Origin of the sequence: Corallococcus sp. AB030, assembly GCF_003668965.1 — a bacterium.
Lineage (GTDB): Bacteria > Myxococcota > Myxococcia > Myxococcales > Myxococcaceae > Corallococcus > Corallococcus exiguus.
In genome coordinates, this window is record NZ_RAWQ01000043.1 from 17,119 (window position 1) to 42,046 (window position 24,928).

Sequence of the window (24,928 nt, forward strand, 5' to 3'; positions counted from 1 at the left end):
AGTGGTCTTCATGACCCTACCAGTTCCCTGGCAAGAAGCCTCCATGCCGTCTCCGTCTCCCTGCTGCTCGGTCCTCGAACTGCGCCAGTACACGCTGCATCCCGGTCAGCGGGACGTCCTCATCTCGCTCTTCGAACGGGCCTTCATCGAGTCGCAGGAAGCCACCGGCATGCACCTCGTCGGTCAGTTCCGCGACGAGGACCGTCCGGACCGGTTCGTGTGGCTGCGAGGCTTCCGCGACATGGCCTCACGGCGCGAAGCCCTGGGCGCGTTCTACGGCGGCCCGGTGTGGAAGGAGCACCGCAACGCCGCGAACGTGACCATGCAGGACTCCGACAACGTCCTGCTCCTGCGGCCGGTGCGACCGGACACGGGCCTCGTGCATCCAGGCACGCCCCGACCGCCACCGGGCGCGGACGCACGTCCGGACTCCCGGGTGGAGGTGACGCTCTGCTACTTGAAGGCTCCCGCCGATGAAGCACTCATGACCTGCTTCGAACATCACGTGCGCCCGGTGCTCACGGAGCTGGGGGCCACACCGAAAGCGCTGTTCCAGACCGAGCCCGCGGAGAACACCTTCCCTGCCCTGCCCGTGCGCACGGGCGAGCACGTCTTCGCTTGGCTCACCGTGTTCCCGGATGCGCGCCGCCGATCCGCGGCGAAGGGCTGGGCGGAGCCACTCCAACCGTGGCTGAGCGCGCCGCTCGAACACCTGACGTTATCCCCCACCGCGCGCTCCGAGCTGCGCTGAAAGGATCCGCTCCATGAAGCCTCTTCCTCCCTTGCCCACGGGCGACGTGCACGACTTCGACTTCCTCATGGGCGAATGGACGTGCGTGAACCGGAAGCTCAAGCAACGGCTGACAGGCAGTGACGACTGGGACGAGTTCACGTCCAGGATGCGCTGCCAACCCCACCTGGGCGGCCTGTCCAACGTCGAGGAGACCGTCTTCGAGCGGGGCTTCTCCGGCATGGCCCTGCGCCTGTTCGACGCTCGGGAGCGCCGCTGGTCCATCCACTGGATCGACAGTCGCCACGCGGTGCTCCAGCCACCCGTGCACGGAGGCTTCACCGGCGACCACGGCCGCTTCTACGGCGAGGACACCGAAGGAGGCCGAACGGTCCAGGTCGTGTTCCACTGGACCCGCCTGGGCAACGACCGGGCGCGCTGGGAACAGGCCTTCTCCTTCGACGGAGAGACCTGGGAGACCAACTGGGTGATGGAGTTCACCCGGACGACGGCCACCGGCTGAACACCACCGTGGCTGGACTTCCCACCAGGACGTCCGCTTGGATGCGCGTGCGTTCCATCCTGTCCCGGGGGTTTCCGTCTCATGCGCCGACTGCTCGCCGCTGTTCCGCTGTTCGCCCTGGTCGGCTGCTCCTACGTGGGAATTGGTCCGACGCCCACAAGGAGCCGGCTCTCGACCCAGCCCACTGGATCCGGCCCGGTGGTCATCCGGGTGGGCAAGACGGAACCCGAGCCCCTCAAGACGCCGGAGACCGGGGAGTCCACTCCGTCGAAGGAAGCCTCCACCGCCGAGGACTCCGACTCACCCGGCGCGACGCAGTAGCGGCTCGCGGGATTGTGAACGGACCGACGCGGAATCGGTTCGACAGTCCGTGGCGCCTCGGGAACCATCCGCGCTCCGCCGCCCGCCACCTGAAGGAGGGCCGTGCTCCGGAGCCACCCGATGAAGCCCCATGTCATCTGCCACATGATCTCGTCCATCGACGGGCGCATCGTCGTCAAGCACTGGCCCGACCCGGCATCGATGCGCGGTGAATACGAGCGCACCGCTGACACCTTCGACGCCGATGCCTGGATGTGCGGCCGCATCACCATGGAGGACTTCGCCGCGGAAGGGGACGTGTCCAAGCCCGCTCCGGCATCTCCCCTGCCCCGCACGGACTTCGTCGCTCGCAAGGACGCGGAGTCCCACGCCATCGCCCTGGATGCCCACGGCAAGCTGAACTGGGAGTCCGGCGCCATCGACGATGATCACCTCGTCGTCGTGCTCACGGAGTCCGTCTCCGACGCGCACCTCGCCCACCTGCGCGAGCGCGGTGTCTCCTATGTCTTCGGCGGCAAGCAGGACATCGACTTCGCCCGCGTGCTGGAGAAGCTCGGAGACACCTTCGGAATCAAGACCGTGCTGCTGGAGGGCGGCGGCGGCATCAACGGCTCCTTCCTCGCCGCGGGCCTCATCGACGAGGTGAGCCTCCTCGTGCACCCCACCGCCGACGGCCTGCCCGGCACGCCGACCCTCTTCGACCGGCCCCAGGGTTCCACCGGCGCGGGCGCCGCGCTGGAGCTCACCCACGTGGAGCGCCGCGACTCCGGCATCGTGTGGCTCCGGTACCGCGTGCGGCGCTGAGCCTTCCCTGTTCCCTCTGTCCAGCGTGTGCGGCCCCCGACAGAGGCTCAGGGGGCGCGCAGCAGCGTGGCGGACTCGTAGAGGCTCTGCTGCTGGAAGACGCCCGCGGCGGACGTGTCCTTCTCCAGCTTTGACTGCACGCCCTTGGGCAGCTGCGCGTAGAGGTCCTGGCCCAGCAGTCCTTCAATCTGGTCCACCGGCACGCGCGACTGCTGGAGCAGCGGGAGGATGTCCTCCTTCTTGGACGGGCCTTCCTTCGCGTTCGGCACCATGTACGCGAACATCGACAGGTTGCCGTTGGGCAGCTCCAGGAGCACCGTCTTGAAGTTGTGCGTGGGGACCGCGATCTGCCGGTCCGCCTTCGAGCCCGTCGTCTGGAGGGACTCGGGCGGCAGCGGCTTGCCCTTGTCGTCCAGGTACAGGTTGCCCGTGACGATGTAGGCCTTGCCGCCGGTCTCCTTGATCATCTCCGACACGCCGCGCTCCAGCGTGCGCCACACCTGCTGGTTGTGGTTGCCGTGCTGGGGCGCGATGTTGGTCATGTAGTGGCTTTCGTTCATCGCCGCCTGCGTGGGCGAGTCCTCGGCCGGCTTCATGTGCCCCCGGTCGAAACCGGTGTTGTTGTAGTCGGAGTCCACCACGCCGCCCTGCTTCAGCTCCGGGTCGCGCACGAAGGTGCTGTTGAGCCGGCTGACGTCCGCGGGCGTCTCCTTCACGTCCGCCGCGGACAGCATGTAGCTCACGAACGTGGGCACGTTCTTGTCCGTGTCCATCAGCGTGCGCGAGTACTCCTTCACCAGGTTCAGGCCGGGCGTCGCGCCGCTTCCGCCCACGCCCTGGAGCGGATCCACCTCGCCGGCCACTTCCGCCACGCGGCTCTGGAAGGTGGCCATCTGCTGATCCGGCACCCACTGCGTGTTCGCGGCAGTGCCCGTGCCCTTGGCCTGGTTCGCCTTGGACGCGTTGATGTAGGCCGTCAGCTCGTCGGCGGAGAGCTCTCCGTCGCCGTTGCCGCCCAGGAGGTCCGCGCGCTTCGCCACGGACTGCTGCCAGGGGCTTTCGAAGCTGTCCACCTTCGCGGACTGCGCGCCCCCCTGAAGCTTCGCGTCGAGCGCCGCGCGCTGCTGCTGGATGGCCGTGGACGTGAGGAACTGCGCGTCCGTGGGCGCGGAGAGATACGACTCCAGCTCCGCCGCGGACACCTGGCCGTTCGAGGCCCGGCTTCCATCAACGCCCTCGTCCGCCGCGTGCAGCAGGCGCCCCTGCCAGCTTTCGTCCGTCCAGCCGAACTTCTGCTGGAGGTCGGAGATGGCCACCTCCTTGGTGGCGGAGCGCTTCCAGCTGCCCCCCGTGGGCGCCACGACATTCGACGCGGGCGCGCTGACGGGAGCATCCGCCCCAGCGGGCACCGCGGTGTTCGCGGGCGCGGCGGTGGGGACAGCCGCGTTCGCGGGCGTGGGACGCGGGGTGGAGACTCCCGTCGGGATTCGCAGCGACATGCGGTGAACGTCCTCGGGGCCGGCGGGGGTGACGATCGGGGAGGGCCCCTGTTCTTCATCGTCGGAGTGACGCGGCACCCGGTTGCGTCACTCCGCCCTTTTTCTCAGCAGGCAGGGCGTTTTTCGGTCCGGCTGGACCCGGCTGTCACTTAATGCCGGACTTCGAGGGGGGCGGAGGGCGGTGTCCGTCGGGCCGGGCGTGCTGGACGGCGTGGACGATGCGGGCTTCGGCCTGGAGTTTTTCGACGACGGCAGCAGGCAGTCGGGCGCGCTCGGCGGCGACAGCGAGGGTGATCAGGAAGGCCTCGCTGACGGGCCCCTGCGTGGAGGCGTTGCGCTCGGCGGGGGTGAAGGCGTGGGCATCCACCACGGTGCCGGAGGCGGTGCGCACCTTCACGGGGCGCTCCTCGGTGGCCAGGGCGAGCGCGGTCTCCAGGCGGGCGAGGACGGGCCAGGACTCGGTGGCAACGGGGCGCAGGCGCCCGGACAGCCGGTGTCCGGGAGCATCCACCAGGCGTGCGACCCGGCCGCCCCAGTTGGGCACGTGCACGTCATAGACGACGTCCACGTCCAGGGCCTCGGCGAGCTCGCCCTCGGGGAAGTCGGGCACGGGGGGCAGGCCGTGCAGGTGCCGGCTCGCCGCGGCCGGAGCCAGGTCGAGGGAGAACGCGAACCAGGGACGCGAAGCCGCGGGGCCAGATGCCATGGGGACGAGTGTCCCCGGCGCGCGGCGGTGGAACAAGGGCCAGGCCGTGCGGATCCGCGTCCGGGGGCAGGGGGTCCGGGCTTTCCAGGTCACGTCACCACCGCGGCGAGGATGCGCTCGAAGAGCCAGGGGGCTCGGCCCAGCAGGCGCACCACGGGCCTTCGCAGGCGCGGGCGGCGCGCGAGCATCAACAGGCCGTGCGTGGTCCAGGCGTACTTGCGGAACACCTGCTGGAAGGTGTGTTCGTAGGGCAGCAACGTGTCGCGGCCCGCGCCCTTCGCCAGCGCATCCGGGAGCAGCGCGCCCAGGGACTCCGCGCAGGCGAAGGCGAGCGTGAGCCCTTCGCCTGTCAGCGCGTCCACGTAGCCGGCGGCATCACCGACGAGGGCGAAGCGATCCGCGATGCGCGTGCGGGCCACACGGGCCAGGGGTCCGGCGCCGCGTGGCTGGGAGTCCGGCTCCGCGCCGGTGAGCTTCTCCGCGAGGCGGGGGAAGCGCTCCAGCATCGCGTCGAAGCCCACGCGGCCCGGCACCGTTCCGTCCTCCCAGAGGAACGCGATGCCCACGCGCTCCGCTCCCGCGGGCGTCACGTACGCCTCGACGCCGGAGGCGAAGTGCACCTCCACGTAGGGTGTCCAGGGCACGCGCCGGAAGTGGCGCCGCAGTCCGTAGCGCCGGGGCACGTCCTGCTCCACGTCCAGGTCCTCGGCCTTGCGCAGCGGTGAGTTCAAGCCGTCCGCCGCGACCAGGAAGCGCGCGGACACGCGGCCCACGGGCGTCTCCAGCGTCACCCCGTCCGGCGTGCGCACGTGCGACACGACATGCGTGTGCTCGCGCAGGTCGACGCCCACCTCGCGCGCACGGGTCGCCAGCGCATGGGACAGGGCCAGCCTGCGGACTCCCAGTCCTCCAGGCGCGGGCAGCTTTCCCTCCGCCGTGCTGCCGTCCTCCTGCACGTAGCGGATGCCGACGAAGGGAGAGCTGTCGCTCCGGTCCAGGTGCGCGAGCGCGCCCAACCGCTCCAGCGCCGCGAGGCCGGAGGGCATCAGGCCTTCACCGCACGCCTTGTCCACGGGCGTGGACGCGCGCTCCAGCACCACCGTGTCCAGCCCGCGCCGTGCCGCGGTGATGGCCACCGCGAGACCGGCCGGGCCTCCGCCCACCACGACCACGTCGTGACGCTTCACGTGTCCAGCCACATCACGAGTCGTGCTCCGCGCGCACCATCGCCAGCGCGCTCTTCGCCATCTCCACCGCGAGCCCCACCGCGCCCACCTTCTTCGGCGCCGTCAGCTCCCCAGCCAGGTAGCGCCGCAGCGCCTCGCTCCTGCGCAGCTTGCCGCTGGACGTGCGAGGCAGCGTCCCTGGCTCCAACAGGCGCACCGTGTGTGGCTGCACACCCGTCGCCTCCACCACCGCCGCGCGGATGTCCGCCTCCACCGACGCCACGTCCGCGCCCCGCTCCGCGCGCTCGGCCAGGATGAGCAACGCTTCGTCCTGGCCGCCCTCGGGCGTGAAGCCCAGCGCCACCGCGCAGCCCGTGCGCACGCCGTCCACCTTGAGCAGCGGATCCTCGAAGGCCTGCGGCGCGTGGTTCGCGCCCCGGATGATGACCAGGTCCTTCGCGCGGCCCGTCAGGTACAGCTCCCCGTCCGCGCTGAAGCCCAGGTCCCCCGTGTCCAGCCAGCCTTCCTCCACCAGCGCTCGCGCCGTCGCCTCCGCGTCCTCGAAGTAGCCGCGCATCACCGACGGTCCCTTCGTGAACACGCGACCCACCTGACGCTCCGGCAGCACCGCGCCGTCCTCGCCGCGCACCTGCACCTCGAAGCCCGCCACCGGCGTGCCCACGCTCACCAGCGTGCGTGCCCCATCACGCGCCTGCCCTTCGCGCGCCAGCACGTCCGAATCCACGCCCAGCTCGCGCGGCCCCCGGCCCGCAGGGGGGAACGTCACCGCCAGCGACGCCTCCGACAAGCCATACACCGGCCGCAGCGCCCGCGCGGAGAAGCCCCACTTCTCGAACCGCTCCGCGAAGCGACGCAGCGTGTCCGCGGACACCGGCTCCGCGCCGTTGAGCGCGTGCAGCCACCCGGACAGGTCCACGCCCTGCAGGTCCGCGTCCTTCACCCGCTTCAAACACAACCCATAGGCGAAGTTCGGCGCGGGCGACACGAAGCCCCGATGCCTGGACAGCGCGCGCAGCCACAGCGCCGGCCTCACCAGGAACGTCTCCGGAGGAATCAGCACCAGGCTGCCCGGGTAGTACAGCGCCGCGAGCACACAGCCGATGAGCCCCATGTCGTGGTACAGCGGCAGCCAGCTCACGCCCACCGGCGTCACGCCCGGGGCCACCGGCATCGCCGCCTCCAGCGCCGCCACCTGCGCCAACAGCGCCCCGTGCGTCAGCGCCACCGGCTTTGGCTCCACCGTCGAGCCAGAAGAGAACTGGATGAGCCCCAGCGCGTCGGGCCCCACCTCCACCTCCAGGTCGTCGTCGCCGTGCATCACCGCGTCCACCGTGTGACAGCCCAGCCTGGGCCGCGCCAGCGCCATGCTCGGACCCAGGAGCAGCCGCACGCGCGTGTCCGTCAGCACCACCACCGCGCCCGTCAGCTGGAGCATGCGCGCCGTCGAGCGGTGGTACTCGTCCAGCCGCCCCAGCCGCACCGGCGGATACAGCGGCACCGGCACCGCGCCCGCCAGCAGCGCGCCGAAGTACGCATCCATGAACGCGGGCGACGTGGGCAACAGCAGCGCCACCCGGTCTCCCGGACGCACGCCCAGCCGCGCCAGCCCCGCCGCCGCGCGCTTCGCCCGCCGGTAGACCTGCGCCCACGGCAGGGACGTCTCGTGCTCGGAGGCGTCCACGAACACCAGCCCCAGCGACGTGTGCGACGTCGCCTTCAGCATCGCGTTCACCGTGGCGTGCTTCAGCGCCGGCAGGGGCGGCCCCTTCACGGGTGCGCTCCCACGTCCGGCTTCGCGGCCTCGACCCGCGCCGCCACCAGCCGCGCCAAGTCCTCCACCGTCCGCACGCCCTGCGCGTCCTCCTCCGACAGCAGCACCCGGAAGCGATTCTCCAGGCCCACCGCCAGCACCGTCAGCCCCAGGCTGTCCAGGTGCAGGTCGCGCAAGAGGTCGTGCGCGGGCTCCACCGCGCCCTCGAACTCCAGCTCCTCCCGGGCGATGCGGCGGATCTCCGCCACCGCCTCCATCTCGATGTCAGCCACGGCGAACCTCCGGAATGAAGCGGGGACGGTCGGCGAAGGCCTCGGAGTACACCGCCCCGAGTGCCGCCTCCTCCGCGCGAATGCGCACGTAGAGCAGCGCCGCGTTGCCCACCGTGAACACCACCGCCGTCACCCACGCCCCGTGGATGAGCGGCACACAGAACAACTCCAACACCACCGCCACGTAGTTCGGATGACGCAGGAACCGGTACGGCCCGCCCGTCACCGGCGCCAGCCCCGGCACCACGATGATGCGCGAGTTCCACCGGTCGCCCAGCGTCCCGATGGCCCAGTACCGCAACCCCTGCGCCACCGCCGCGCCCACCAGCGCCGCCCAACTCCACACGCCCCAGAAGGGACGCTGGAGTCCGAACACCTCCGCGACGCACGCGACGAGGAACAGCGTGTGGAACACGACCATGAACCGGTAGTGCCCCTGCCCTGTCTCCACCCCGCCCCGCGCGAAAGCCCGCGCCGCGTTGCGCTTGGAGAGCACCAACTCCAACAGCCGCTCCGCGACGAGCAGCCCCATGAAGCCCGCGAACAACGCCTGCGTTCCGGTCACCATCGCACCAGCACCATCTCCGCGCAGAAGCCCGGACCCATGGCCATCACCACGCCCCAGTCGCCCGGCACCGCGTCCGCTTCTTCCAGCGTCTCACCCAGCACGAAGAGCACCGACGCGCTGGACAGGTTTCCCACCTGCCGCAGCGACTTCCACGAGCGCTCCAGCGCGCCGGACTCCAGCTCCAGCGCGGACTCGAAGCCCTCCAGCACCTTGGGGCCACCGGTGTGCGCCACCCAGTGCTTCACGTCCTGGCGGGCCAGCCCGTGCTCCGCCAGGAAGCCATCCACGTTGCCCCGGATGTGTTCCTTCACCAGCTGCGGGACCTTGGCGGACAGCACCACCTTGAAGCCCGTGTCCACCACGTCCCAGCCCATCACCCGCTCGGTGTCCGGGTAGAACACCGACCGCGAGCCCACCACGCGCGGGCCCGCGGCAGGGGCCTCCGCGCCCCGCAGCACCACGCACGCCGCGCCGTCACCGAAGAGGCCGGAGGCGATGATGTTGGGGATGGACAGGTCCTCGCGCTGGAGCGTGAGCGAGCACAGCTCCGTGGCGATGAGCAGCGCCGTCTGCTTCGGGAACGCGCGCAGGTAGTCCGACGCGCGCGCCAGGCCCGCCGCGCCCGCCACGCAGCCCAGGCCGAAGATGGGCGTGCGCTTCACGTCCTCGCGCAGGCCCATCCGGTTGACCAGCCGCGCGTCCACGCTGGGCGTGGCGATGCCCGTCACCGTGACGAAGAAGACATGGTCCACGTCCTTCGGTGTGAGCCCCGCGCGCGACAGCGCCTCGCGCGCCACCTTCTCCGACAGCTCCGTGGCCACGCGGATCCACGCGTCGTTGCGCTGCTGGAACGTCGCGAGCGCCGGGTACTCCTCCAGCGGCAGCGCCAGGTGCCGGCCGCCCACCTGCACGTTGCGGTGCAGGTCCTCCAGCCGCTCCAGGTTGAAGTGCTTCGTCGCCCACAGGTCGCGCAGCGCCGCGATGAGCTGCTCCTGGCTGGCGTAGTGCGGCGGAAGCGCGCGTCCCACCGCGCTCAACGAAGGGGATGGCGCGGGATCGTGACGGGTCATACTGGGCATGAAGTCCTGAGGGTCCCACCCGGGGAGTCGAGTCCCCAGGCATAATCAGCCGCGGGGCGGGATGCGATGGACTATCGCCAGAGCTGCCCGTCCCTGAACCCCACCGGCTGCCCGCACTGTTGCACACGCGACGCCCCACCGCCGGCTCCGCGACCGGAGGGTCCCTTTTTCGTCGCGCTCAGGCGATGGAGTCCACCACGCCCCCGTCGACCCGCAGCGCGGCGCCGGTGGTGGCGGAGGCCTGGGGTGACGCGACGTAGACAATCATGTTCGCCACCTCCTCCACGCTGGAGGGGCGGCGGAGGATGGAGCTGGGCCGGTTCGCCTGGATGAAGTCCACGGCGAGGTCCTCGAAGGACCGGCCCGACTTCTCGTGCTCCTCGCGGAACATCGTGCGGACGCCCTCGGAGAGGGTGGGCCCCGGCAGCACGGAGTTGACCGTGACGCCCGTCCCCGCCATGCGCTTGGCCAGGCCGCGCGCGACGGACAGCTGCGCCGTCTTGGTGACGCCGTAGTGGATCATCTCCGTGGGGATGTTCAGCGCGGACTCGGAGGAGACGAACACCACGCGGCCCCAGCCCTGCTTCTGCATCCCCGGCAGGTACGCGCGCGACAGCCGCACGCCGGACAGCACGTTCGCCTCGAAGAAGTGGCTCCAGTCCTCATCGGACACGTCGAAGAAGTCCTTCGGTCCGAAGATGCCCAGGTTGTTGATGAGGACGTCGCAGTGGGGGTGCGCCGCGACGAGCGCCGTGGTGGCCTCCGCCGTGCTCAGGTCTCCCGCGAAGCCCTTCACCGTGGCGCCCGGGGCCGCCTCGCGCACCGCCGCGATGGCCCGGTCCACCGCCGCCTGCGTGCGGCCGTTGACGATGACCGTGGCGCCCGCCGCCGCCAGCCCCTTCGCCGTGGCCAGGCCGATGCCGGCCGTGGAGCCGGTGACGAGGGCAATCCTTCCAGTGAGTTCGATGCGCATGGGGTGTCCCGGGAAAAGAGGAGTACGGCCTGAGGCTCCTGGGTATGCGGTCCGCGAGCCTCCGAAACAATGGCCACGCCGTGCAAACCAGCATTCGATAGTTTCGAACAATGGATCGCTTCGACGAGATGGAGCTGTTCCTCGACATCGCCCGGCGGGGCAGCTTGTCCGCCGTCGCGCGAGCCCGGGGCGTGGCGCCTTCCACGGTGACGCTGGGACTCCAGCGCCTGGAGGCACGGCTGGGGGTGCGGCTGCTCGCCCGGTCCACGCGGCGGCTGTCGCTGACACCCGAGGGCGAGGGCTACCGCGCGGACTGTCAGCGCATCCTCACCGACCTGGCGGAGAGCGAGGCGGGCGTGGGCGGGCGCGAGGGTCCCCTCACCGGCCTCCTGCGCGTCACCGCCACCAACGACTTCGGCCGCGCGCGGGTGGCCCCGCTGGTGGACGCATTCCTCCGGCTCCATCCGGGGGTGCGCGTGGAGCTGGTGCTGAGCGACGGGGTGCTGGACCTCATCGAGGAGGGCATCGACGTGGCGCTGCGCTTCGGGCAGCTGGCGGACTCGCGGCTGACTGCGCGGCGCATCGTCTCCGGCCGGCGCGTGGTGTGCGCGGCGCCCGCGTACTGGGCCCGCAACCCGCCGCCTCGCAAGCCCACGGACCTGACGCGCCACAACTGCCTGGTGCTCGCGCGTCCGGGCGCGCCGCAGACGAGCTGGGCGTTCCGCGACGAGGACGGCCGCGTCTTCCACGTGCGCGTGTCCGGGGACCGGACCGCCAACGACGGCGGCGTGCTGAAGGACTGGGCCCTGGCGGGCGCGGGCGTCATCCTCAAGTCCACCTGGGACGTGGAGGCACTGCTCGCCTCCGGCCACCTGGTGTCCGCGCTGGACCGCTTCACGCTGCCGGACATCGACCTGCACGCGGTCCACACCGCCGGGCGCGAACCGGGCCGCCGGCTCGCGGCCTTCCTCGCGTTCCTGGACGAGCACCTCCACCTGCCCCCGGGGTCCGTGGGCGCGAGACGCCGCCGCGCGAGCCGGAAATCCTCTTCACTCGGAGTATGATGCGCGTTTCACCTTTCAGGGAAGACACGCCATGGCCGAGGAAGCCACCGTCCGGTTGTTGAAGCAGCAGTCCACGAGCAGCGCCTACGTCCACGTGGTGACGCCACCGAAGCCGCCCGCGGAGCTGATGGCCGCCCTGAGCAACGCGAACGTTGGCGCGGTCTGCGCGCTGCTCGCGGGAGGGGCGCACAGCACGGTCGTCACCGACGTCGCGCTGGACCAGGAGGCGGATGGCAATCGCAACCCCGCCCAGCGCAACCCCGCGGGGCTCCGGCAGAAGGACAGCCAGCAGAGGACCGTCGCGAATCACATCGCCAAGTGGGGCGCGAAGGTCGGCACCGAGTGGCGACTGTTCAAGCAGCCGAAGATCGAAGCGTTCGTGGTCAGCCTCTTCCAGGCGGTGAAGGCCGGGGCGGAGAGCGGCAATCACCTCTGGACGAAGTGCGCCGTCACCTTCAGTCGCGCGGACCTCTTCCACTGCCACCTGGTCTACGACGTCTCCGGACCCCAGCCGGACATCCTGTTCCTCTTCCACCTGAAGGAGTACCCAAGCAACATCGAAGCGGACAAGAGCCACGACGCGCACCTCATCGAACCGGACATCGCCGAGTTCACCTCCCATGAAGACGCGGGCTACCCGCGGCGCAATGCCGTCTACTCCCTGCGGATGAACCGGCTGTGGATCATCAATTACATCCGCCGCTATGACGAGGACCTGTTCGTCCCGGTCTACAAGGAGGAGCATCCCTACCTCCCGCTGCTGACGATGACTTCCCGGGGCGCGAGCATGCTGAGCAACGTCTACGGCAATCCCCTGGCCGTCGGCGGAGACCAACTGGGGGACGAGTTCGGGACCATCAACTACTTCCCCCGGGAGCTCGCCCATCCCATCTTCGCGGTGCGCGGACACTGAGCCCGGGCGGCGATGCCCTGACAGGCCGCCGCACCGTCCGCTCCTGAATCGTCCCCCAGCCCTTCTGTCCTGCCTGCAACGACAGACAGCGCTTCCGGCCAGCGTCGATTTCCCTGACAGGCCGGTAGCATCCGGGCCGTTCGCGCGCTGGGGGGATTCGATGAAGATGGTCTGTGTTGGCGGAGGCCCTGCCGGGCTCTATTTCTCGATCCTGGCGAAGCTGTCCAACCCGAAGCACGACGTCACCGTCGTCGAGCGCAACCCACCGGGCATGACGTATGGCTGGGGCGTCGTGTTCTGGGATGACCTGCTGGACGACCTCTTCCGCAACGACCCGGTGAGCGCGCAGCGGATCGCCCAGGCCGCGGCGCGCTGGGACACGCAGGAGGTGCACCTGCGGGGCCGGTACGCGACGCACATCGGCGGCTATGGCTTCGCGTTGGGACGGGACCGGCTGCTGGACATCCTCATCCGGCGGGCGAGGGGGCTGGGCGTGGACGTCCGCTTCGAGCACGACGTCACGGACCTTGCCGCGTTCATGGACGCGGACCTCGTCGTCGCCTGTGACGGCGTCAACAGCCGGCTGCGCCAGCGCCATGCCCATCACTTCCAGACGCACGTGGAAGAGGGACGCAACAAGTACATCTGGCTGGGCACCGACAAGGTGTTCGACGCCTTCACCTTCGCCTTCGAGGAGACGCCCGCCGGATGGCTCTGGTTCCACGGCTACCGCTTCAACAGCGAGACCAGCACCTGCATCGTGGAGTGCCAGGAGTCGACCTGGAAGGCGTTGGGCTTCGACGCGCTGGGACCGGATGAGACGCTCCGGAAGCTGGAGGGCATCTTCCAGAGCCGGCTCCAGGGCAAGTCGCTGTTCAACCAGCTGAAGGGCATGGGCCGGGCGCCATGGCTCAACTTCAAGCGCATCACCAACGAGCGCTGGTACCACGACAACGTGGTGCTCATGGGGGACGCCGCGCACACCACGCACTTCTCCATCGGCTCCGGGACGAAGCTGGCCATGCAGGACGCCATCGGGCTGGCGCGGCAGCTGCGAACGCAGCCGGACGTGCCCACCGCGCTGGAGGCGTATGACGAGGAGCGGCGCGCCTCCCTGCTGGCCATCCAGCTGGCGGCGCGCAGCAGCTCCGAGTGGTTCGAGAACGTCCCCAACTACGTGAACCAGGACGCGACCCAGTTCGCCCATTCGCTGCTGAACCGCCGGGGCAGCTCCGTGTGGAGCTACCTGCTGCTCATGGCCAGCCAGCAGCCCTCGCTGCGAGGCGCGCTGCGCAAGCTCCACTCCTCCAAGCAGTGGGTCCGCGAGCAGCGCCGGGGCCGCGGCGCGGTGGTGCTGGGGGCTCCACCGCCGGGCTAGGGAGTCGGCGCGGCGTCCGGCGGGGGCGGCGTGGCGATGAGCAGGCCGTAGGCGTTATTGCCCTCGGTCTGCGTCCACGAAGCCTTGAAGTCCTTCCACGAGTAGACCTCCTCGCGGTTCTGGTAGGGATTGTAGACGCGCACCATCCAGTCGCCGTTGCCATTCTCCTCCACCGCGCGGACGTTCACGAAGTGCGCCGTGCCCCCGGCGCGCAGCATTCCATCCGCGCCGTCCGGGTTGATGTTGACCAACGCGACCAGTGACTTGCCGTCGGCGAGGAACCGCGCGAAGTCCTCGGGAGGCAGCGCGTCTCCCGACGAGTAGTCCGTGGTCCATTTCTCGGCCGTGTACATCGGTATCAGGTCGTCCTTGCCGGTCGTGTACCCGGTGTTGAGCAGGCCCTCGCTTATGTCTCCGTTGGAGGCCGCGAAGCGTGTCAACGCCTCCTGGGGCAGCACCCCCATCGACGCGCCCACGGCCAGCGGGCCGCACAGGTTCTTGTGGACCGTGCGCCAGTCGCCGCCCCACATCGAGTTGAGGTTGAGGTACTGCGCGGCGGAGTGGGGATGCACCGCGAACTCACGCCATTCGCCCGCCTTGCCACGGCCCAGCGTGCTGGCCGTGCCGAGGAAGGAGTGCTCCGGCACCTCGCCTCCGGATTGCACACCACTGAAGAGCTTCTGGGTCTGCTCGCTCACGGCGGCCTGCCATTCCTGCTGGAAGATGGCCTGCTTGCTCTCCGAGGGCAGGTGGCTCCACGCCATGGAACTGAAGGAGGGCGGCGGCGGGCCGTTGACGTCGAACTCCGGCATCGGCCAGTTCTCCGCCACCACCTTCTCGCGGGCGGTCTGGATGATCTCCGCGCGGCTCTCCTTCGGCAGCGCGTTCCACACGTGCATCTCGATATCGGGCGGGCGCGTGCCATCCGCCATCCATTGGGGGAAGGGGGACTCATAGGGCGGCGGCGGGACGACCTCTTCCTTGACCAGGGACGCCTTCACCCAGGCCTGGGTTCCGTTCTCCAGTTCCACGTTCAGCCAGGACGCATCCTCGTTCTGGCCAATCACCTTCAGCTTGTCGCCCGCCGTCAGGTCCCCGATGTCGTCGAAGGTCACGCCCGGCCCACTCCGGATGTTCATGTTGCCGTTCGGCAAGACCCAGCGCTCACCGTCCGCCACCTGCCGGTCCGCCACGCCAGACAGCCCCAGCTTCTGGATGAGGGCTTCGCGCTGGGGTCCCGGAGGCGTGGAGAGGACCTGCTGCATCTTGCCGGCGGGCACCGGGACGGGCTGCGAGTAGCGCGGGTGCGTCGCCTGCCACTGGCCCAGCGTCTCGTAGCGCACCGTGGGGTGGTTGGGGTCCACCACGGAGCCGTCCGGCCTGCGCACCAGGGCGTGACCCACGCCGTCGCTCGCGTCACGCATGAGGACGATGGAGTCCCCCGGCCGCGCCAGCCCCATCGCCTTCTCCAGACAGTTGGCGCTGCCGTCTCCCAACTGCTCCGTGCGCAGGTTGCTCGCGGGCGCGGGCGTGGAGTCGAACGTGACGGAGGCCGTGTCCGGCAGCGTGGTCGTGCCGCTGCCGTCCGTGACGGTGGCGGAGAACGTGGTGGGCACGGTCAGCGCCGTGGAGCTGCGCGCGGTGACGACGTAGCTCCCCGCGCCAGAGTCCACCGCCGTGAGGCACGTCGCGCCCGGCGTGTTCACGGTGCAGGCGGAGGTCCCGTGCCACCCAGCGTGACCGACCCATCACTGCTCAGGACTTCGACATGGAGCCCCGTCCCCAGGGGTTCACCATTCGCGTCGCGAGGCGTGACGGTGAGGGTCACATAGGCCAGTCCGTCCGAGGGCGCGTTGGTTGAGGACGCAAGCAATTGAGGCTGCGGTTCAGTCAGACCCGCGCGAGAGTTCGCGGGGGCCGGCCCACTTTCTTCCAGCGGCGGAGGGGAACAACTCAGCAACGCGGTAAGCGCGAGCGGACCTGCGAATGGCAGACGCATGAAATTCTCCCTTTGAGTTGGAACAGCGGCCGGCTGGCAAAGCTTCAGCTCGGGCCGCTGGACGTCCGTATGCTTCAGCGGGGCTGCGTGATGGAAGGAGTTACTGGAAACATTCTTGCCGCAATCGAGTCTTTCCTGACCTATCCGCAGACATCACAGGAGCGCATCCACTTGAGTCTCCAGCCACGCCGTTGATGCAAGGAGTTGAGGCCATCTCGCTCGAATGATTCAGGGTGCTAGCTTCGGCGGATGCCCTGGACTGCGGAGCAAGCGACCCCTTTCGTCCCACGCGACTACTGCTACCTGTACCCGCAGGCGACACTTGAGCCAGTGGACCTCGTCACGATCTGCACGGACTTGGCTTGGATGATGGAGATCAAGCGAGAGGATCTGGCGGGCTGGTACCGTCCGCTCGGGCTCGCCTTGTTCGAACGGTTCGGGCTCGCGCACCTCCCTCAGCGCCGCGCGTTCGCGGAGGCGACGCTGGGAAGCGACCTCATGCATGCGCTCGGCGCGATGGACTCGCCCTCATTCACGGATGGGCTCGGACGGGCCTGGCGCTTCCGGAGAAAACTGCTGGCGCTGGCCTCTGAGGCATCGGGAGTTCTTGAAGGCCACCCCTTCCAACTCTCGGTGTTCCACCGACAGATACCGCCGCATCTTCGGCCCATGGCGGAGGACGTCGCGGATAGCCTGATGGCTCACACCCGGGCCTCACTCAAGCTCGCCGAGAAGTTGGACCGGACCATCCTCGCGCTCTGGGGATGCCCCTTGGAGCACCTCGAGCAGAAGGTCACGCTGGCGGAGCTCGCCGCCGCCGGACTTGAAATCCAGACGTTCGAGCCATGAGTCCCATGCGCGAGTCGTGGACAGGTGGGACGAAGCTCCTGGCGGCGGCGAGCCTCGCGGGCGCGGTGTGCTTCCTCTTCGTCATGGACGTGGGGCTCCGGGAGGCGCGGCTCGTCACCAAGGCGCTGCCCATGGTGTGCCTGCTGCTGTGGCTGTGGCCCGCGCGGGGGCGCTATGCGCGGTTCATCTTCACGGGGCTGGCGCTGTCTCTGCTCGGCGACGTGCTGCTAGAGGTGAGCCCGGACCTGTTCCTTCCGGGCCTGGGCGCCTTCCTGCTGGCCCACCTGGGCTACACCGCCGCGTTCGTCTCCGTGACGCGGCGCCTGTCCCTGCTGCGTGCCCTGCCCTTCCTGCTCCTGGCGGTGGGCGCCACCGTGGCGCTGTGGCCGGGCCTGGGCGGGATGGCGCCGCCGGTGACGGCCTACGTCGCCGTCATCTGCACCATGGGCTGGCGCGCGGCGGCCATGCTGAGCGCTCCGGAGCTTCCCCGGCACGAGCAATGGCTGGCATTCCTGGGCGCGCTGCTGTTCTCCGCCAGCGATGGGCTGCTCTCCATCCGGCTCTTCGTCACGCCCCTGCCAGGCCTGGGTTACGCCGTCATGCTGCTGTACTGGGCCGCACAGCTCTGCATCGCGGCCTCCGCGCGCGTGGAACACGCTCCGGTTCCGGTGCCTGCATCCATGCCGCGATGACCCCACCGGAGCCGGAGCGCCTCACGACGCTCCGCCTCCGGCAGTCACCTCGGAACTACTGCAGCACGCCGATGGTCTCCGCGCGGTCCACGGCCTCACCCTTGGTGGTGTAGCCGGAGTACCAGCCGGTCAGGTTGCTGCCGGACTGGTCATACTGCATATGGACGTGGGCGCCCGTGGCGTTGCCCGTACCGCCCTCGTTGCCCACCTGGCAGCGGTTGCACGTGCGGTCGAACGAGTCCGACGTCTTGATGAAGTGCCACAGGCGGAACGTCTTGCCGTTGGAGAAGGCGTGCTTCGCCTCGTTCTGCGTGCCGCTGCCCGTGCCGTTGCAATAGACGCCCGAGGTGCGGATGGTCACGTTCCAGGACAGGGACGCCACCACGCCCGTCTCCACGCCCCAGTAGTTGCAACGACCGCTGGAGATGTCCACCGCGCCGTGGAACGTGCCGCTGGAGTAGTTCGTCGTCGCCGTGACGGTGCCAGGGAAGGGCGACTTCACGGTGTACGAGTACGCAGCCGCGACCGAGGGAACCGCGAGGGCCAGGATGGCCGCGAAGGCCTTCTTCTTCATGTGACGCATCGGGGGTGTTCCTTTCGGGCCGGCGGGTCCGGCCCCATGAGGTGCCGCTCAACGGACCTGTTGCTGCCGCTGCTTCTCTCTCAAGAGCAGGCCCCACTCCTGAACGCCTGATTCCAGGGCGCGGATCCACGCGTCGATCTCCGGCGCCATGCCGGGGTCCACGCTCCGCAACTTGCGCAGCTCCGGCACGGCGTCCGCGAAGCCCAGCTCCGCGATGCCCTGCACCAGCGCCTTGCGCACTCCCGTGTCCCGCTCGCCCCGGTACATGCCCACCAGCGCCTCGCGCGCGGGCGCCATCTGCGCCGCCGGCACGCTGCCCAGCGCGAGCGCCGCCGAGCGCCGCACGTCCGCGCTCTCGTGGCCCAGCATCCCGAGCAGCTTCTGCCCCGCCTCCGGCCCCATCTTGCGCGTGTCCAGGGACTCCAGGATCTTCGCCGTCACCTTCGGATCCGTGGACGCCGTCGCCGCGTTCACCGCCATGTCCGTGGCCGGGCCGTGATGGGCGGAATAGACGTGCTCGTTGTCCTCGATGAGGTTCTTCGCCGCCTCCATGCGGACCTCCGGCGAGCCGTCGCGCATGAGCCGCTCGTACATGTCCCCCGTCTTCTCCAGCGCGCCGGTGCGGCGCATGGCGCGGACGGTGGCGGCGCGGACGGACGGGTCACGGTCCTCCAGCGCGCGGCGGGCCACGGTCTGGATGGCGTCCTTCTCCGCCTCGCGCTCGCTGCGCGCCACCAGCGCCGCGGCCAGCTGCTCCACCATCACCGGGTCCGTCTCCCGCTCGAACGCCGCGTGCAGTTCGCCTGAAGGCAACGACACGGCGGCCTCGCGCAAAACGACCTGGAGGTAGTCGCGGTAGGCCTTGGAGCTGGAGCCCATCCCCTGGCGGAGCTGATCCATCAACCCACGGACCGAACAGCTCTCTCCCTGCAGCACGGGCTTCGCGGCGGAGGGCGTGGACTGAGCGGTGACGACCGGGGACGCGAACATCAGCGTCAGGCCCCCGAGCGCGCGAAGACCTTGGAGGTAGCGGGACATGCCGGGGCTCCTAGTTGTGGCGGTCCATGCAGCCGAAGGGGTTCTGGTCCGGCAGCTCATTCCAGACGCGGATGAAGTCGACGTTGCCCTGGGCGTAGAGCGTCTCGAAGATGCCGTAGAGCGGCTGGAAGCGCGGATCCACGGTCGCCATGTTCGCCATCACCGGCAGGGCGTCCCGGCCCGCGACGCGCGCGGAGAACCGGAACAGCGCCCAGCGCACGCACACCGACTGCTCGCGCTGGAAGGCGTCCGTGAACGTCTTCAGCACGTTCTCCTTGTCGGAGGACATGGCCAACACCTGCGCCGCCGCGTCTCGGCCGTCCTCGTTGCCCTCGCTGCGCAGGATGCGCTCGAAGCGGGCCGTGGCCTTCGCGTCCAGCACGGGTGAGTTGTGCAGCGGCGCCGTCTGCGCCAGGTGGCGGATCTGCTCGTCCGGCGCGTCCGTGGCGATGGTGATGAGCCGGTCGAGGTACGGCGACGCGTCGCCCAGGTTCTCCGACTCGCGCGCCATCACGCGGCCCAGCGTGCGCGTGGCGGCCCAGCCCGCCTCGGTGGACGCCGGGTCGCGCGCGAACTCCGCCATCCGGTCCATCGCGTCCGGCGTCAGGTGCTTCTGCGTGTCGAGCGCGGAGAGCATGCCCGCGCGCCGCTCGATGGGCAGCCCCTTGTCCAACCCCGCCTCCAGCAGCCGTGCGGCGACCTGCGGCTTCTGCACCGCGTCCGACTCACGCAGCCCGGACAGCAACACCTGGAACGCCGCGCCCTGCGCGTCCCGGGCCCAGTCCACCACCTGCCCCGCCTTCTTCGCGTCGTCGCCAATCAGCTCCGCGAGCTTCGACTTCAGGTAGTCGCGGACGAGCGGATCCTTCGACGCGAGCAGCGGCGCGGCCCAATCACGGAACGTCTCCAGCGTCACGCCGTCGTTGAAGCGCGCCAGCTCCGGGAAGCACGTCTGGTCCGAGAAGCGGCGCTCCGCGGCCTCCGCCTCCTCCACGCCAGCCGCCATCGCTCCCCCGCCCGTACTCCCACCTTGCGAGCCTCGGGACTGTGTGGCTTTAACGGGGGCCGCCACCGCCGCTGGCGCCTGCGCGTCGTCACCGCCACGCCACATCAACCCCACGGCCGCCAACACGGCCACCAGGCCCGCACCCGCCCATACCCAGGGGACACCCCGTGCTCGCGAAGGACCGGATGCGGGCGTCTGGGTCGGAGTGGAAGGAACCATGGGAATCCAAATAACCATGGATTCCTTGTTTCAATCAAGTAAAACAGATTGATTGGATTTTTACTGGAAGCCGCCTTCTTTCACTCTGGTGATTCCAGATATTGACCGCTCGCGTCACGGGAACAGTCCCTGCGTTATGGAACACGCATGCGGCCGACACACTTCGTGTCGCGGCGACGCAATGACTCTCCGCGCGTGTGTGCGAGCAGATGTCACATGGCGTTGCACCCTGCGCTCGTCTGCCTTCCTACCCCCCCAAGGTCAAAACAGACACGCCTCTGACGCAGGGGCGTGAAGTGTCCGCGATGCAGTGTCCGTGTATGATTTCGGCCCGTGGTGGCAGGGCCGGGGGGCTGTAGCCAGCGCATGGATGCACCGGGCGGAGGTGTCCGGGTCGCGCCATGGCTGTGAATGCGTCGCGGGAAAAGTGGCCGGACATGATGAAGAACGAAGCAGGTGCCGTGCGGCGGGAGCCTCCCGCGGTGGGCGTAACGGGTGTGTCCTCGGACCTCGCGGACCGGACACAGGCCGCGGACGTGGAGTCGCTCTTTGGAGCCGCTCCCGCGCCCGTGGAGCCGCCGTCACGTTCCAACACCGGGTCCTCGTCCACCTGGGACGGGCCGTCGCGTCCGGGCACGGGTGGCACCGGTGACACCGGTGATACCGGCAACAACACCAGTCCGTCCATCCAGGGACACGCGCTGCGCCCGGGCATGCGCCTGCAGCACTACGAGCTCATCCGCGAGCTGGGCTCCGGCGGCATGGGCACGGTGTTCCTCGCGCGCGACGTGCGGCTGGGACGCCGGGTGGCCATCAAGTTCCTGCACAGCGAGGACGCCGACATCACCCGGCGCTTCATCCTGGAGGCGCGGGCCACGGCGCGGTGCAGCCACGAGAACATCGTCATCATCTACGAGGTCGGCGAGTTCCCCGGCGGCCCGTTCATGGTGCTGGAGTACCTGCAGGGCAAGCCGCTGACGAAGGTGCTGGGCAACCAACGCCTGCCGCCCGCGCGCGCGGTGGAGCTGATGGTGCCAGTGGTGCGGGCGCTGGAGTGCGCCCACGAGCAGGGCATCGTCCACCGCGACCTCAAGCCGGAGAACATCGTCGTGACGGACTCGGGCGCCATCAAGGTGCTCGACTTCGGCATCGCCAAGGTGCTCCAGGGCGACGAGCCCGTGGAGGCGCCCGCGGGCGGCCCCCAGGCCCAGCCGCGGCTGCACTCGGTGGAGGGCATGGGCGAGGACGTGTCCAACCTCACCCGCAAGGGCGCCATCATGGGCACCATGGCCTTCATGTCCCCGGAGCAGTGGGGCATCGGAGTCGCCGTGGACAACCGCACGGACATCTGGGCCGTGGGGTTGATGCTGTTCCGCATGCTCGCCGGCAAGCACCCGTTGGATCCGCTGCGCGGTCCGCAGCTGATGGTCACGGGCATGCTGGATGAGCCCATGCCCCTGCTCAGGACCATGGCGCCGGACGTGCCGCAGGAGCTGGCGGCCGTCGTGGACCGCTGCCTGCTCAAGCGCAAGGAGGACCGCTACCCGGACGCGTCTTCGCTGCTGCGCGCGCTGGAGCCCTTCCTCCCCGGCCGCATGAGCCGCGAGCTGCGCGTGGACGAGAGCCCGTACGCGGGCCTCAGCTCCTTCCAGGAGGCGGACGCGGACCGCTTCTTCGGCCGCACCCGTGAAATCGCCGCGCTGGTGAACCGCATCAACGACCGGCCGCTCCTGGCCGTGGTGGGCCCGTCCGGCACGGGCAAGTCGTCGTTCGTGCGCGCGGGTCTGGTACCCGTGCTCAAGCGGTCCGGCACGCCGTGGGAGGCGTTGGTCATCCGCCCCGGCCGCAGTCCGCTGTCGGCGCTGGCCAGCATCGTCGCGCCGCTGATGAGCTCGTCCACCACCATCGAGGACGACCTCCAGGAGCAGCAGCGGGTGGTGGAGCGGCTGCGCGCGGAGCCCGGCTACGTGGGCAACGTGCTGCGCAGCCGCGCGCGCCGGGAGAAGCGGCGCATCCTGCTCTTCATCGACCAGTTCGAGGAGCTCTACACGCTGGTGCCGGACGTCCAGGACCGGATGGCCTTCACCGCGTGCCTGTCCGGCATCGCGGACGACGCGACCACGCCCATCCGGGTCATCCTCTCCATCCGTTCAGACTTCCTGGACCGCGTGCCGGAGGACGAGCGCTTCATGGCGGAGCTCAGCCAGGGGCTCTTCTTCCTCACCGCGCCCGCCCGCGAAGGCCTGAAGGACGCGCTGGTGCAGCCCGCGGAGCGCGCGGGCTACCAGTTCGAAAGCCCCGCCATGGTGTCCAGCATGCTGGAGCACCTGGACGCATCCCAGGGCGCGCTGCCCCTGTTGCAGTTCGCGGCCACGCAATTGTGGGAGGCGCGCGACGTCACCAACCGGCTGCTCACGGAGAGCGCCTATCAGGCCATGGGCGGCATCGCTGGCGCGCTGGCCAGCCACGCGGACAGCGTGCTGGAGAGCCTGTCCACGCAGGAGCGCACGCTGGTGCGCGCACTCTTCCTGCGGCTCGTCACTCCGGAGCGCACGCGCGCCATCGTGTCCCTGGACGAGCTGCGCGAGCTGACGAAGGACACGGGGGAGATGCAGCGCCTCATCGACCACCTGGTGCAGGCCCGCCTGCTGGTGGTGCAGACCGGCGGCGGCGCCACGGGCGCCACGGTCGAAATCGTCCACGAGTCGCTCCTGCACAGCTGGCCCACGCTGCGGCGCTGGCTGGACGAGGGCCAGGAGGACTCCGCGTTTTTGGAGCAGCTGCGCAACGCGGCCCGGCAGTGGCAGGGCAAGAACTTCGACGCGCACCTGCTGTGGCGCGGTGAGCTGGTGGAAGAGGCCCAGCGCTTCCAGCGGCGCTACCGGGGAGAGCTGCCCCAGTTGCAGCAGGACTTCCTCACGGCGGTGTTCGCGCAGCAGAAGAAGGGGCGCCGGCTGAAGCAGGTGCTGCTCATCGGCAGCGTGACGTTCCTGGGGCTCCTGGTCATCGCGGCGGTGGTGGCGCTCGTCGTCATCCGCAACGCGCAGCAGGAGGCCGAGAAGCAGGCCCAGGGGGCCCAGGCGGCGGAGATCATCGCGCGCGCCGCCGAGTCCACGGCCCGCAGCGCGGAAGTCGAGGCCAAGCAGCGGCTGGCCGAGGTGCAGGCCAAGGAACTGGAGCGCCAGAAGGCGCAGCAGGCGGCGGAGTCAGCCAACGAGCAGGTGGCGCTGGCCAACCAGGAGCTGCTCAGCAAGAACGACGAACTGGTGTCCGCGCTGAAGCGGGCCCAGGAAGCGCAGCTGCGCGCCCGGTTCGCCAAGAAGCGCGCCGAGGAGAGCGCCGACTCCGCGCGCGACGCCCGCGAGGACGCCCTCCGCGCGGCGGAAGAACTCTCCACGTTGCTCAAGCGGGAGAAGGAGCGCGTCTCCCGTCTGCAATCCCAGCTCGGAAGTCCGGTCATCGAGGTCCTGAAGTGAGAAGCATCTTGAACAGGGTGATGAGCAGGTCCGCGTTCGTGTTGTCGGTGCTGCTGGCGCTGGAGTCGGTGCCCGCGCTGGCGCAGGAGCCGGCGCCACGGACAGGCACCACGAAGGCGTCCCGGGGCACGAAGAAGAAACCCACCGCGTCGAAGGCCACGGGCAAGACCTCCGGCACGGCGAAGGTGTCCGGCACGGGTTCCTCGAAGCGGCGGCGCAAGCCCACCGCCGCCGAGGCCACGCCGGCCCCCTCGGACGCGCCCCTCTCCGAGTCCCTTCCCATGCCCCCGCCGCCCACGCCGAAGGCCGTGGAGTCCCAGCAGGAGCAGGCCAGCAGCACGCTGGAGGGCTCGCAGCCCGGCGCGGACGAGCGCCCCTGGGCGAAGGGCATCGCCAAGACGGATCAGGACGCGTCGCTCGCGCTGTTCGGCGAAGGCAACGCGCTCTTGAAGGAATCCATCTTCGTGCAGGCCGTGGAGAAGTACCGCCAGGCGCTGGCGCGCTGGGACCATCCGGCCATCCACTACAACCTCGCACTGGCGCTGATGAACCTGGACCAGCCGGTGGAGGTGCACGAACACCTGGTGGCGGCGCTGCGCTTCGGACCGGCGCCGCTGGAGAAGGAGAAGTACGAGTACGCCCGCAACTACAAGACGCTGGTGGAGAAGCAGCTCGCGCGGGTGGACATCACCTGCGCCACGCCCGGCGCCACGGTGACCATGGACGGCCAGACGCTGTTCGTGGCCCCCGGCCGCTACGAGGGGCTGGTGCGCCCCGGCGCGCACAGCATCTCCGCGACGATGGCGGGCTTCGTGCCCAGCGACCAGAGCCGCACGCTGCTGCCCGGTGAGACGACGGCGCTGGATTTGAAGCTCTTCACGTCCGACGACCTCATCCGCTACAAGCGCCGTTGGTCCGCCGCGATGCCCTGGCTGGTGATGGGCGCGGGCGTGGCCGTGGCGGGAGGCAGCACCTTCCTGCACCTCCAGTCGCGCGACCACTTCCGAGCCTTCGAGTCCGGCATCACCGAATGCGGAGGCTGCGTACCGCCCGCCGCCGTCGCCGACGAGCGCTCGCAGGGCAACCTGATGCAGACCGGCGCCATCGCCGGGTACGCCGTGGGCGGAGCCGTCATCGTCACCGGCGCGGTGCTCGCCGTCCTCAACCAACCCAAGCCGTACCGCATCGAACCGGGCCAGGAGGCGGTGACCGTGCAGGTCACGCCGCTCCTCGGCGCGGGTTCGGGCGGTGCCGTGGCCACGTTCCGTTTCTAGAGGT

Annotated in this window: 23 protein-coding genes; 11 read left to right on the forward strand and 12 right to left on the reverse strand. The window is 69.8% G+C overall.

Annotated elements, in window-relative coordinates:
* Positions 1-43: 43 nt before the first annotated feature.
* From D7Y15_RS13580 to D7Y15_RS13590, 4 genes are all read left to right on the forward strand, one after another.
* The gene (locus D7Y15_RS13580; protein WP_121752844.1) at positions 44-751 is read left to right on the forward strand and encodes an NIPSNAP family protein; all 708 of its coding nucleotides are present in this window, start codon (positions 44-46) and stop codon (positions 749-751) included.
* Positions 752-764: 13 nt separating this feature from the next.
* Positions 765-1,253 (forward strand): hypothetical protein, encoded by a 489-nt coding sequence (locus tag D7Y15_RS13585; RefSeq protein WP_120575876.1) that lies wholly within the window; start codon positions 765-767, stop codon positions 1,251-1,253.
* A gap of 81 nt (positions 1,254-1,334) precedes the next feature.
* The gene (locus D7Y15_RS44135) at positions 1,335-1,574 is read left to right on the forward strand and encodes a hypothetical protein (RefSeq protein WP_147452022.1); all 240 of its coding nucleotides are present in this window, start codon (positions 1,335-1,337) and stop codon (positions 1,572-1,574) included.
* Between the two features lie 120 nt (positions 1,575-1,694).
* Positions 1,695-2,378 carry a RibD family protein gene (locus D7Y15_RS13590; RefSeq protein ID WP_120575877.1) on the forward strand — a complete coding sequence of 228 codons (684 nt, stop codon included), beginning with the start codon at positions 1,695-1,697 and terminating at the stop codon, positions 2,376-2,378.
* 47 nt (positions 2,379-2,425) lie between these two features.
* Here the strand turns inward: D7Y15_RS13590 and D7Y15_RS13595 are convergent, their stop codons facing one another.
* The 8 genes from D7Y15_RS13595 to D7Y15_RS13630 all read right to left on the reverse strand — a co-directional run bounded on the left by D7Y15_RS13595 (position 2,426) and on the right by D7Y15_RS13630 (position 10,433).
* A complete protein-coding gene (locus D7Y15_RS13595) occupies positions 2,426-3,877 on the reverse strand; it encodes a DNA/RNA non-specific endonuclease (RefSeq protein WP_120575878.1) in 1,452 nt (483 codons plus the stop codon).
* Positions 3,878-4,022: 145 nt separating this feature from the next.
* Positions 4,023-4,583, reverse strand: a complete 561-nt coding sequence (locus tag D7Y15_RS13600) for a gamma-glutamylcyclotransferase (protein ID WP_120575879.1) — start codon at positions 4,581-4,583, stop codon at positions 4,023-4,025.
* A gap of 89 nt (positions 4,584-4,672) precedes the next feature.
* The gene (locus D7Y15_RS13605) at positions 4,673-5,770 is read right to left on the reverse strand and encodes an NAD(P)/FAD-dependent oxidoreductase (protein ID WP_121752858.1); all 1,098 of its coding nucleotides are present in this window, start codon (positions 5,768-5,770) and stop codon (positions 4,673-4,675) included.
* A gap of 13 nt (positions 5,771-5,783) precedes the next feature.
* Positions 5,784-7,541 (reverse strand): fatty acyl-AMP ligase, encoded by a 1,758-nt coding sequence (locus D7Y15_RS13610; protein ID WP_121752845.1) that lies wholly within the window; start codon positions 7,539-7,541, stop codon positions 5,784-5,786.
* A complete protein-coding gene (locus D7Y15_RS13615; protein ID WP_121752846.1) occupies positions 7,538-7,813 on the reverse strand; it encodes an acyl carrier protein in 276 nt (91 codons plus the stop codon). Before D7Y15_RS13615 ends, D7Y15_RS13610 begins: the two co-directional genes overlap by 4 nt.
* Positions 7,806-8,381 (reverse strand): isoprenylcysteine carboxyl methyltransferase family protein, encoded by a 576-nt coding sequence (locus D7Y15_RS13620; RefSeq protein WP_120575882.1) that lies wholly within the window; start codon positions 8,379-8,381, stop codon positions 7,806-7,808. The genes D7Y15_RS13615 and D7Y15_RS13620 overlap by 8 nt, the downstream gene beginning before the upstream one ends.
* Entirely contained in the window at positions 8,375-9,460 is a 1,086-nt protein-coding gene (locus tag D7Y15_RS13625; protein ID WP_169821482.1) for a type III polyketide synthase, read from the reverse strand. The genes D7Y15_RS13620 and D7Y15_RS13625 overlap by 7 nt, the downstream gene beginning before the upstream one ends.
* Before the next feature lie 178 nt (positions 9,461-9,638).
* Positions 9,639-10,433 carry an SDR family NAD(P)-dependent oxidoreductase gene (locus D7Y15_RS13630; protein WP_120575884.1) on the reverse strand — a complete coding sequence of 265 codons (795 nt, stop codon included), beginning with the start codon at positions 10,431-10,433 and terminating at the stop codon, positions 9,639-9,641.
* Between the two features lie 110 nt (positions 10,434-10,543).
* Between D7Y15_RS13630 and D7Y15_RS13635 the strand changes: the two genes are divergently transcribed.
* From D7Y15_RS13635 to D7Y15_RS13645, 3 genes are all read left to right on the forward strand, one after another.
* A complete protein-coding gene (locus D7Y15_RS13635) occupies positions 10,544-11,497 on the forward strand; it encodes a LysR family transcriptional regulator (RefSeq protein ID WP_120575885.1) in 954 nt (317 codons plus the stop codon).
* Between the two features lie 31 nt (positions 11,498-11,528).
* Positions 11,529-12,410 (forward strand): hypothetical protein, encoded by an 882-nt coding sequence (locus tag D7Y15_RS13640; RefSeq protein WP_121752847.1) that lies wholly within the window; start codon positions 11,529-11,531, stop codon positions 12,408-12,410.
* A 160-nt stretch (positions 12,411-12,570) separates the two neighbouring features.
* Positions 12,571-13,788 carry an FAD-dependent monooxygenase gene (locus D7Y15_RS13645; RefSeq protein WP_121752848.1) on the forward strand — a complete coding sequence of 406 codons (1,218 nt, stop codon included), beginning with the start codon at positions 12,571-12,573 and terminating at the stop codon, positions 13,786-13,788.
* Here D7Y15_RS13645 and D7Y15_RS13650 read toward each other — a convergent pair.
* Entirely contained in the window at positions 13,785-15,494 is a 1,710-nt protein-coding gene (locus tag D7Y15_RS13650; protein WP_148712760.1) for an SH3 domain-containing protein, read from the reverse strand. The two genes, D7Y15_RS13645 and D7Y15_RS13650, sit on opposite strands and share 4 nt — an antisense overlap.
* Positions 15,495-16,153: 659 nt before the next feature.
* Between D7Y15_RS13650 and D7Y15_RS13660 the strand changes: the two genes are divergently transcribed.
* Complete coding sequence (locus D7Y15_RS13660; RefSeq protein WP_147452024.1) at positions 16,154-16,636, forward strand: hypothetical protein; 483 nt, start codon at positions 16,154-16,156, stop codon at positions 16,634-16,636.
* Positions 16,633-17,328, forward strand: coding sequence for a lysoplasmalogenase (locus tag D7Y15_RS13665; RefSeq protein WP_233604938.1), 696 nt, complete (start codon positions 16,633-16,635; stop codon positions 17,326-17,328). The genes D7Y15_RS13660 and D7Y15_RS13665 overlap by 4 nt, the downstream gene beginning before the upstream one ends.
* A gap of 55 nt (positions 17,329-17,383) precedes the next feature.
* Here D7Y15_RS13665 and D7Y15_RS13670 read toward each other — a convergent pair whose 3' ends face one another.
* From D7Y15_RS13670 to D7Y15_RS13680, 3 genes are read right to left on the reverse strand one after another with little or no spacing between them, the layout of a single operon-like run.
* Positions 17,384-17,911, reverse strand: a complete 528-nt coding sequence (locus D7Y15_RS13670; RefSeq protein ID WP_120575892.1) for a hypothetical protein — start codon at positions 17,909-17,911, stop codon at positions 17,384-17,386.
* Between the two features lie 48 nt (positions 17,912-17,959).
* Complete coding sequence (locus D7Y15_RS13675; protein WP_121752851.1) at positions 17,960-18,949, reverse strand: HEAT repeat domain-containing protein; 990 nt, start codon at positions 18,947-18,949, stop codon at positions 17,960-17,962.
* Between the two features lie 10 nt (positions 18,950-18,959).
* Complete coding sequence (locus D7Y15_RS13680; protein ID WP_233596771.1) at positions 18,960-19,955, reverse strand: hypothetical protein; 996 nt, start codon at positions 19,953-19,955, stop codon at positions 18,960-18,962.
* 656 nt (positions 19,956-20,611) lie between these two features.
* On the opposite strand from D7Y15_RS13680, the gene D7Y15_RS13685 reads away from it, so the two are divergent.
* Together D7Y15_RS13685 and D7Y15_RS13690 are read left to right on the forward strand one after the other, a co-directional pair.
* Positions 20,612-23,650: a protein kinase gene (locus D7Y15_RS13685; protein ID WP_233604939.1), complete on the forward strand. Its 3,039-nt coding sequence runs from the start codon at positions 20,612-20,614 to the stop codon at positions 23,648-23,650.
* 20 nt (positions 23,651-23,670) lie between these two features.
* Complete coding sequence (locus D7Y15_RS13690) at positions 23,671-24,924, forward strand: hypothetical protein (RefSeq protein ID WP_120575896.1); 1,254 nt, start codon at positions 23,671-23,673, stop codon at positions 24,922-24,924.
* Positions 24,925-24,928: the final 4 nt, after the last annotated feature.

What these genes read in the sequence shown, in the direction of transcription:
- D7Y15_RS13580 (WP_121752844.1), top strand. Translation starts at nt 44, where the DNA reads ATGCCGTCTCCGTCTCCCTGCTGCTCGGTCCTCGAACTGCGCCAGTAC.
- D7Y15_RS13585 (WP_120575876.1), top strand. Translation starts at nt 765, where the DNA reads ATGAAGCCTCTTCCTCCCTTGCCCACGGGCGACGTGCACGACTTCGAC.
- D7Y15_RS44135 (WP_147452022.1), top strand. Translation starts at nt 1,335, where the DNA reads ATGCGCCGACTGCTCGCCGCTGTTCCGCTGTTCGCCCTGGTCGGCTGC.
- D7Y15_RS13590 (WP_120575877.1), top strand. Translation starts at nt 1,695, where the DNA reads ATGAAGCCCCATGTCATCTGCCACATGATCTCGTCCATCGACGGGCGC.
- D7Y15_RS13595 (WP_120575878.1), bottom strand. Translation starts at nt 3,877, where the DNA reads ATGTCGCTGCGAATCCCGACGGGAGTCTCCACCCCGCGTCCCACGCCC.
- D7Y15_RS13600 (WP_120575879.1), bottom strand. Translation starts at nt 4,583, where the DNA reads ATGGCATCTGGCCCCGCGGCTTCGCGTCCCTGGTTCGCGTTCTCCCTC.
- D7Y15_RS13620 (WP_120575882.1), bottom strand. Translation starts at nt 8,381, where the DNA reads ATGGTGACCGGAACGCAGGCGTTGTTCGCGGGCTTCATGGGGCTGCTC.
- D7Y15_RS13625 (WP_169821482.1), bottom strand. Translation starts at nt 9,460, where the DNA reads ATGCCCAGTATGACCCGTCACGATCCCGCGCCATCCCCTTCGTTGAGC.
- D7Y15_RS13630 (WP_120575884.1), bottom strand. Translation starts at nt 10,433, where the DNA reads ATGCGCATCGAACTCACTGGAAGGATTGCCCTCGTCACCGGCTCCACG.
- D7Y15_RS13635 (WP_120575885.1), top strand. Translation starts at nt 10,544, where the DNA reads ATGGATCGCTTCGACGAGATGGAGCTGTTCCTCGACATCGCCCGGCGG.
- D7Y15_RS13640 (WP_121752847.1), top strand. Translation starts at nt 11,529, where the DNA reads ATGGCCGAGGAAGCCACCGTCCGGTTGTTGAAGCAGCAGTCCACGAGC.
- D7Y15_RS13645 (WP_121752848.1), top strand. Translation starts at nt 12,571, where the DNA reads ATGAAGATGGTCTGTGTTGGCGGAGGCCCTGCCGGGCTCTATTTCTCG.
- D7Y15_RS13660 (WP_147452024.1), top strand. Translation starts at nt 16,154, where the DNA reads ATGATGGAGATCAAGCGAGAGGATCTGGCGGGCTGGTACCGTCCGCTC.
- D7Y15_RS13665 (WP_233604938.1), top strand. Translation starts at nt 16,633, where the DNA reads ATGAGTCCCATGCGCGAGTCGTGGACAGGTGGGACGAAGCTCCTGGCG.
- D7Y15_RS13670 (WP_120575892.1), bottom strand. Translation starts at nt 17,911, where the DNA reads ATGCGTCACATGAAGAAGAAGGCCTTCGCGGCCATCCTGGCCCTCGCG.
- D7Y15_RS13675 (WP_121752851.1), bottom strand. Translation starts at nt 18,949, where the DNA reads ATGTCCCGCTACCTCCAAGGTCTTCGCGCGCTCGGGGGCCTGACGCTG.
- D7Y15_RS13680 (WP_233596771.1), bottom strand. Translation starts at nt 19,955, where the DNA reads ATGGCGGCTGGCGTGGAGGAGGCGGAGGCCGCGGAGCGCCGCTTCTCG.
- D7Y15_RS13685 (WP_233604939.1), top strand. Translation starts at nt 20,612, where the DNA reads ATGATGAAGAACGAAGCAGGTGCCGTGCGGCGGGAGCCTCCCGCGGTG.
- D7Y15_RS13690 (WP_120575896.1), top strand. Translation starts at nt 23,671, where the DNA reads ATGAGCAGGTCCGCGTTCGTGTTGTCGGTGCTGCTGGCGCTGGAGTCG.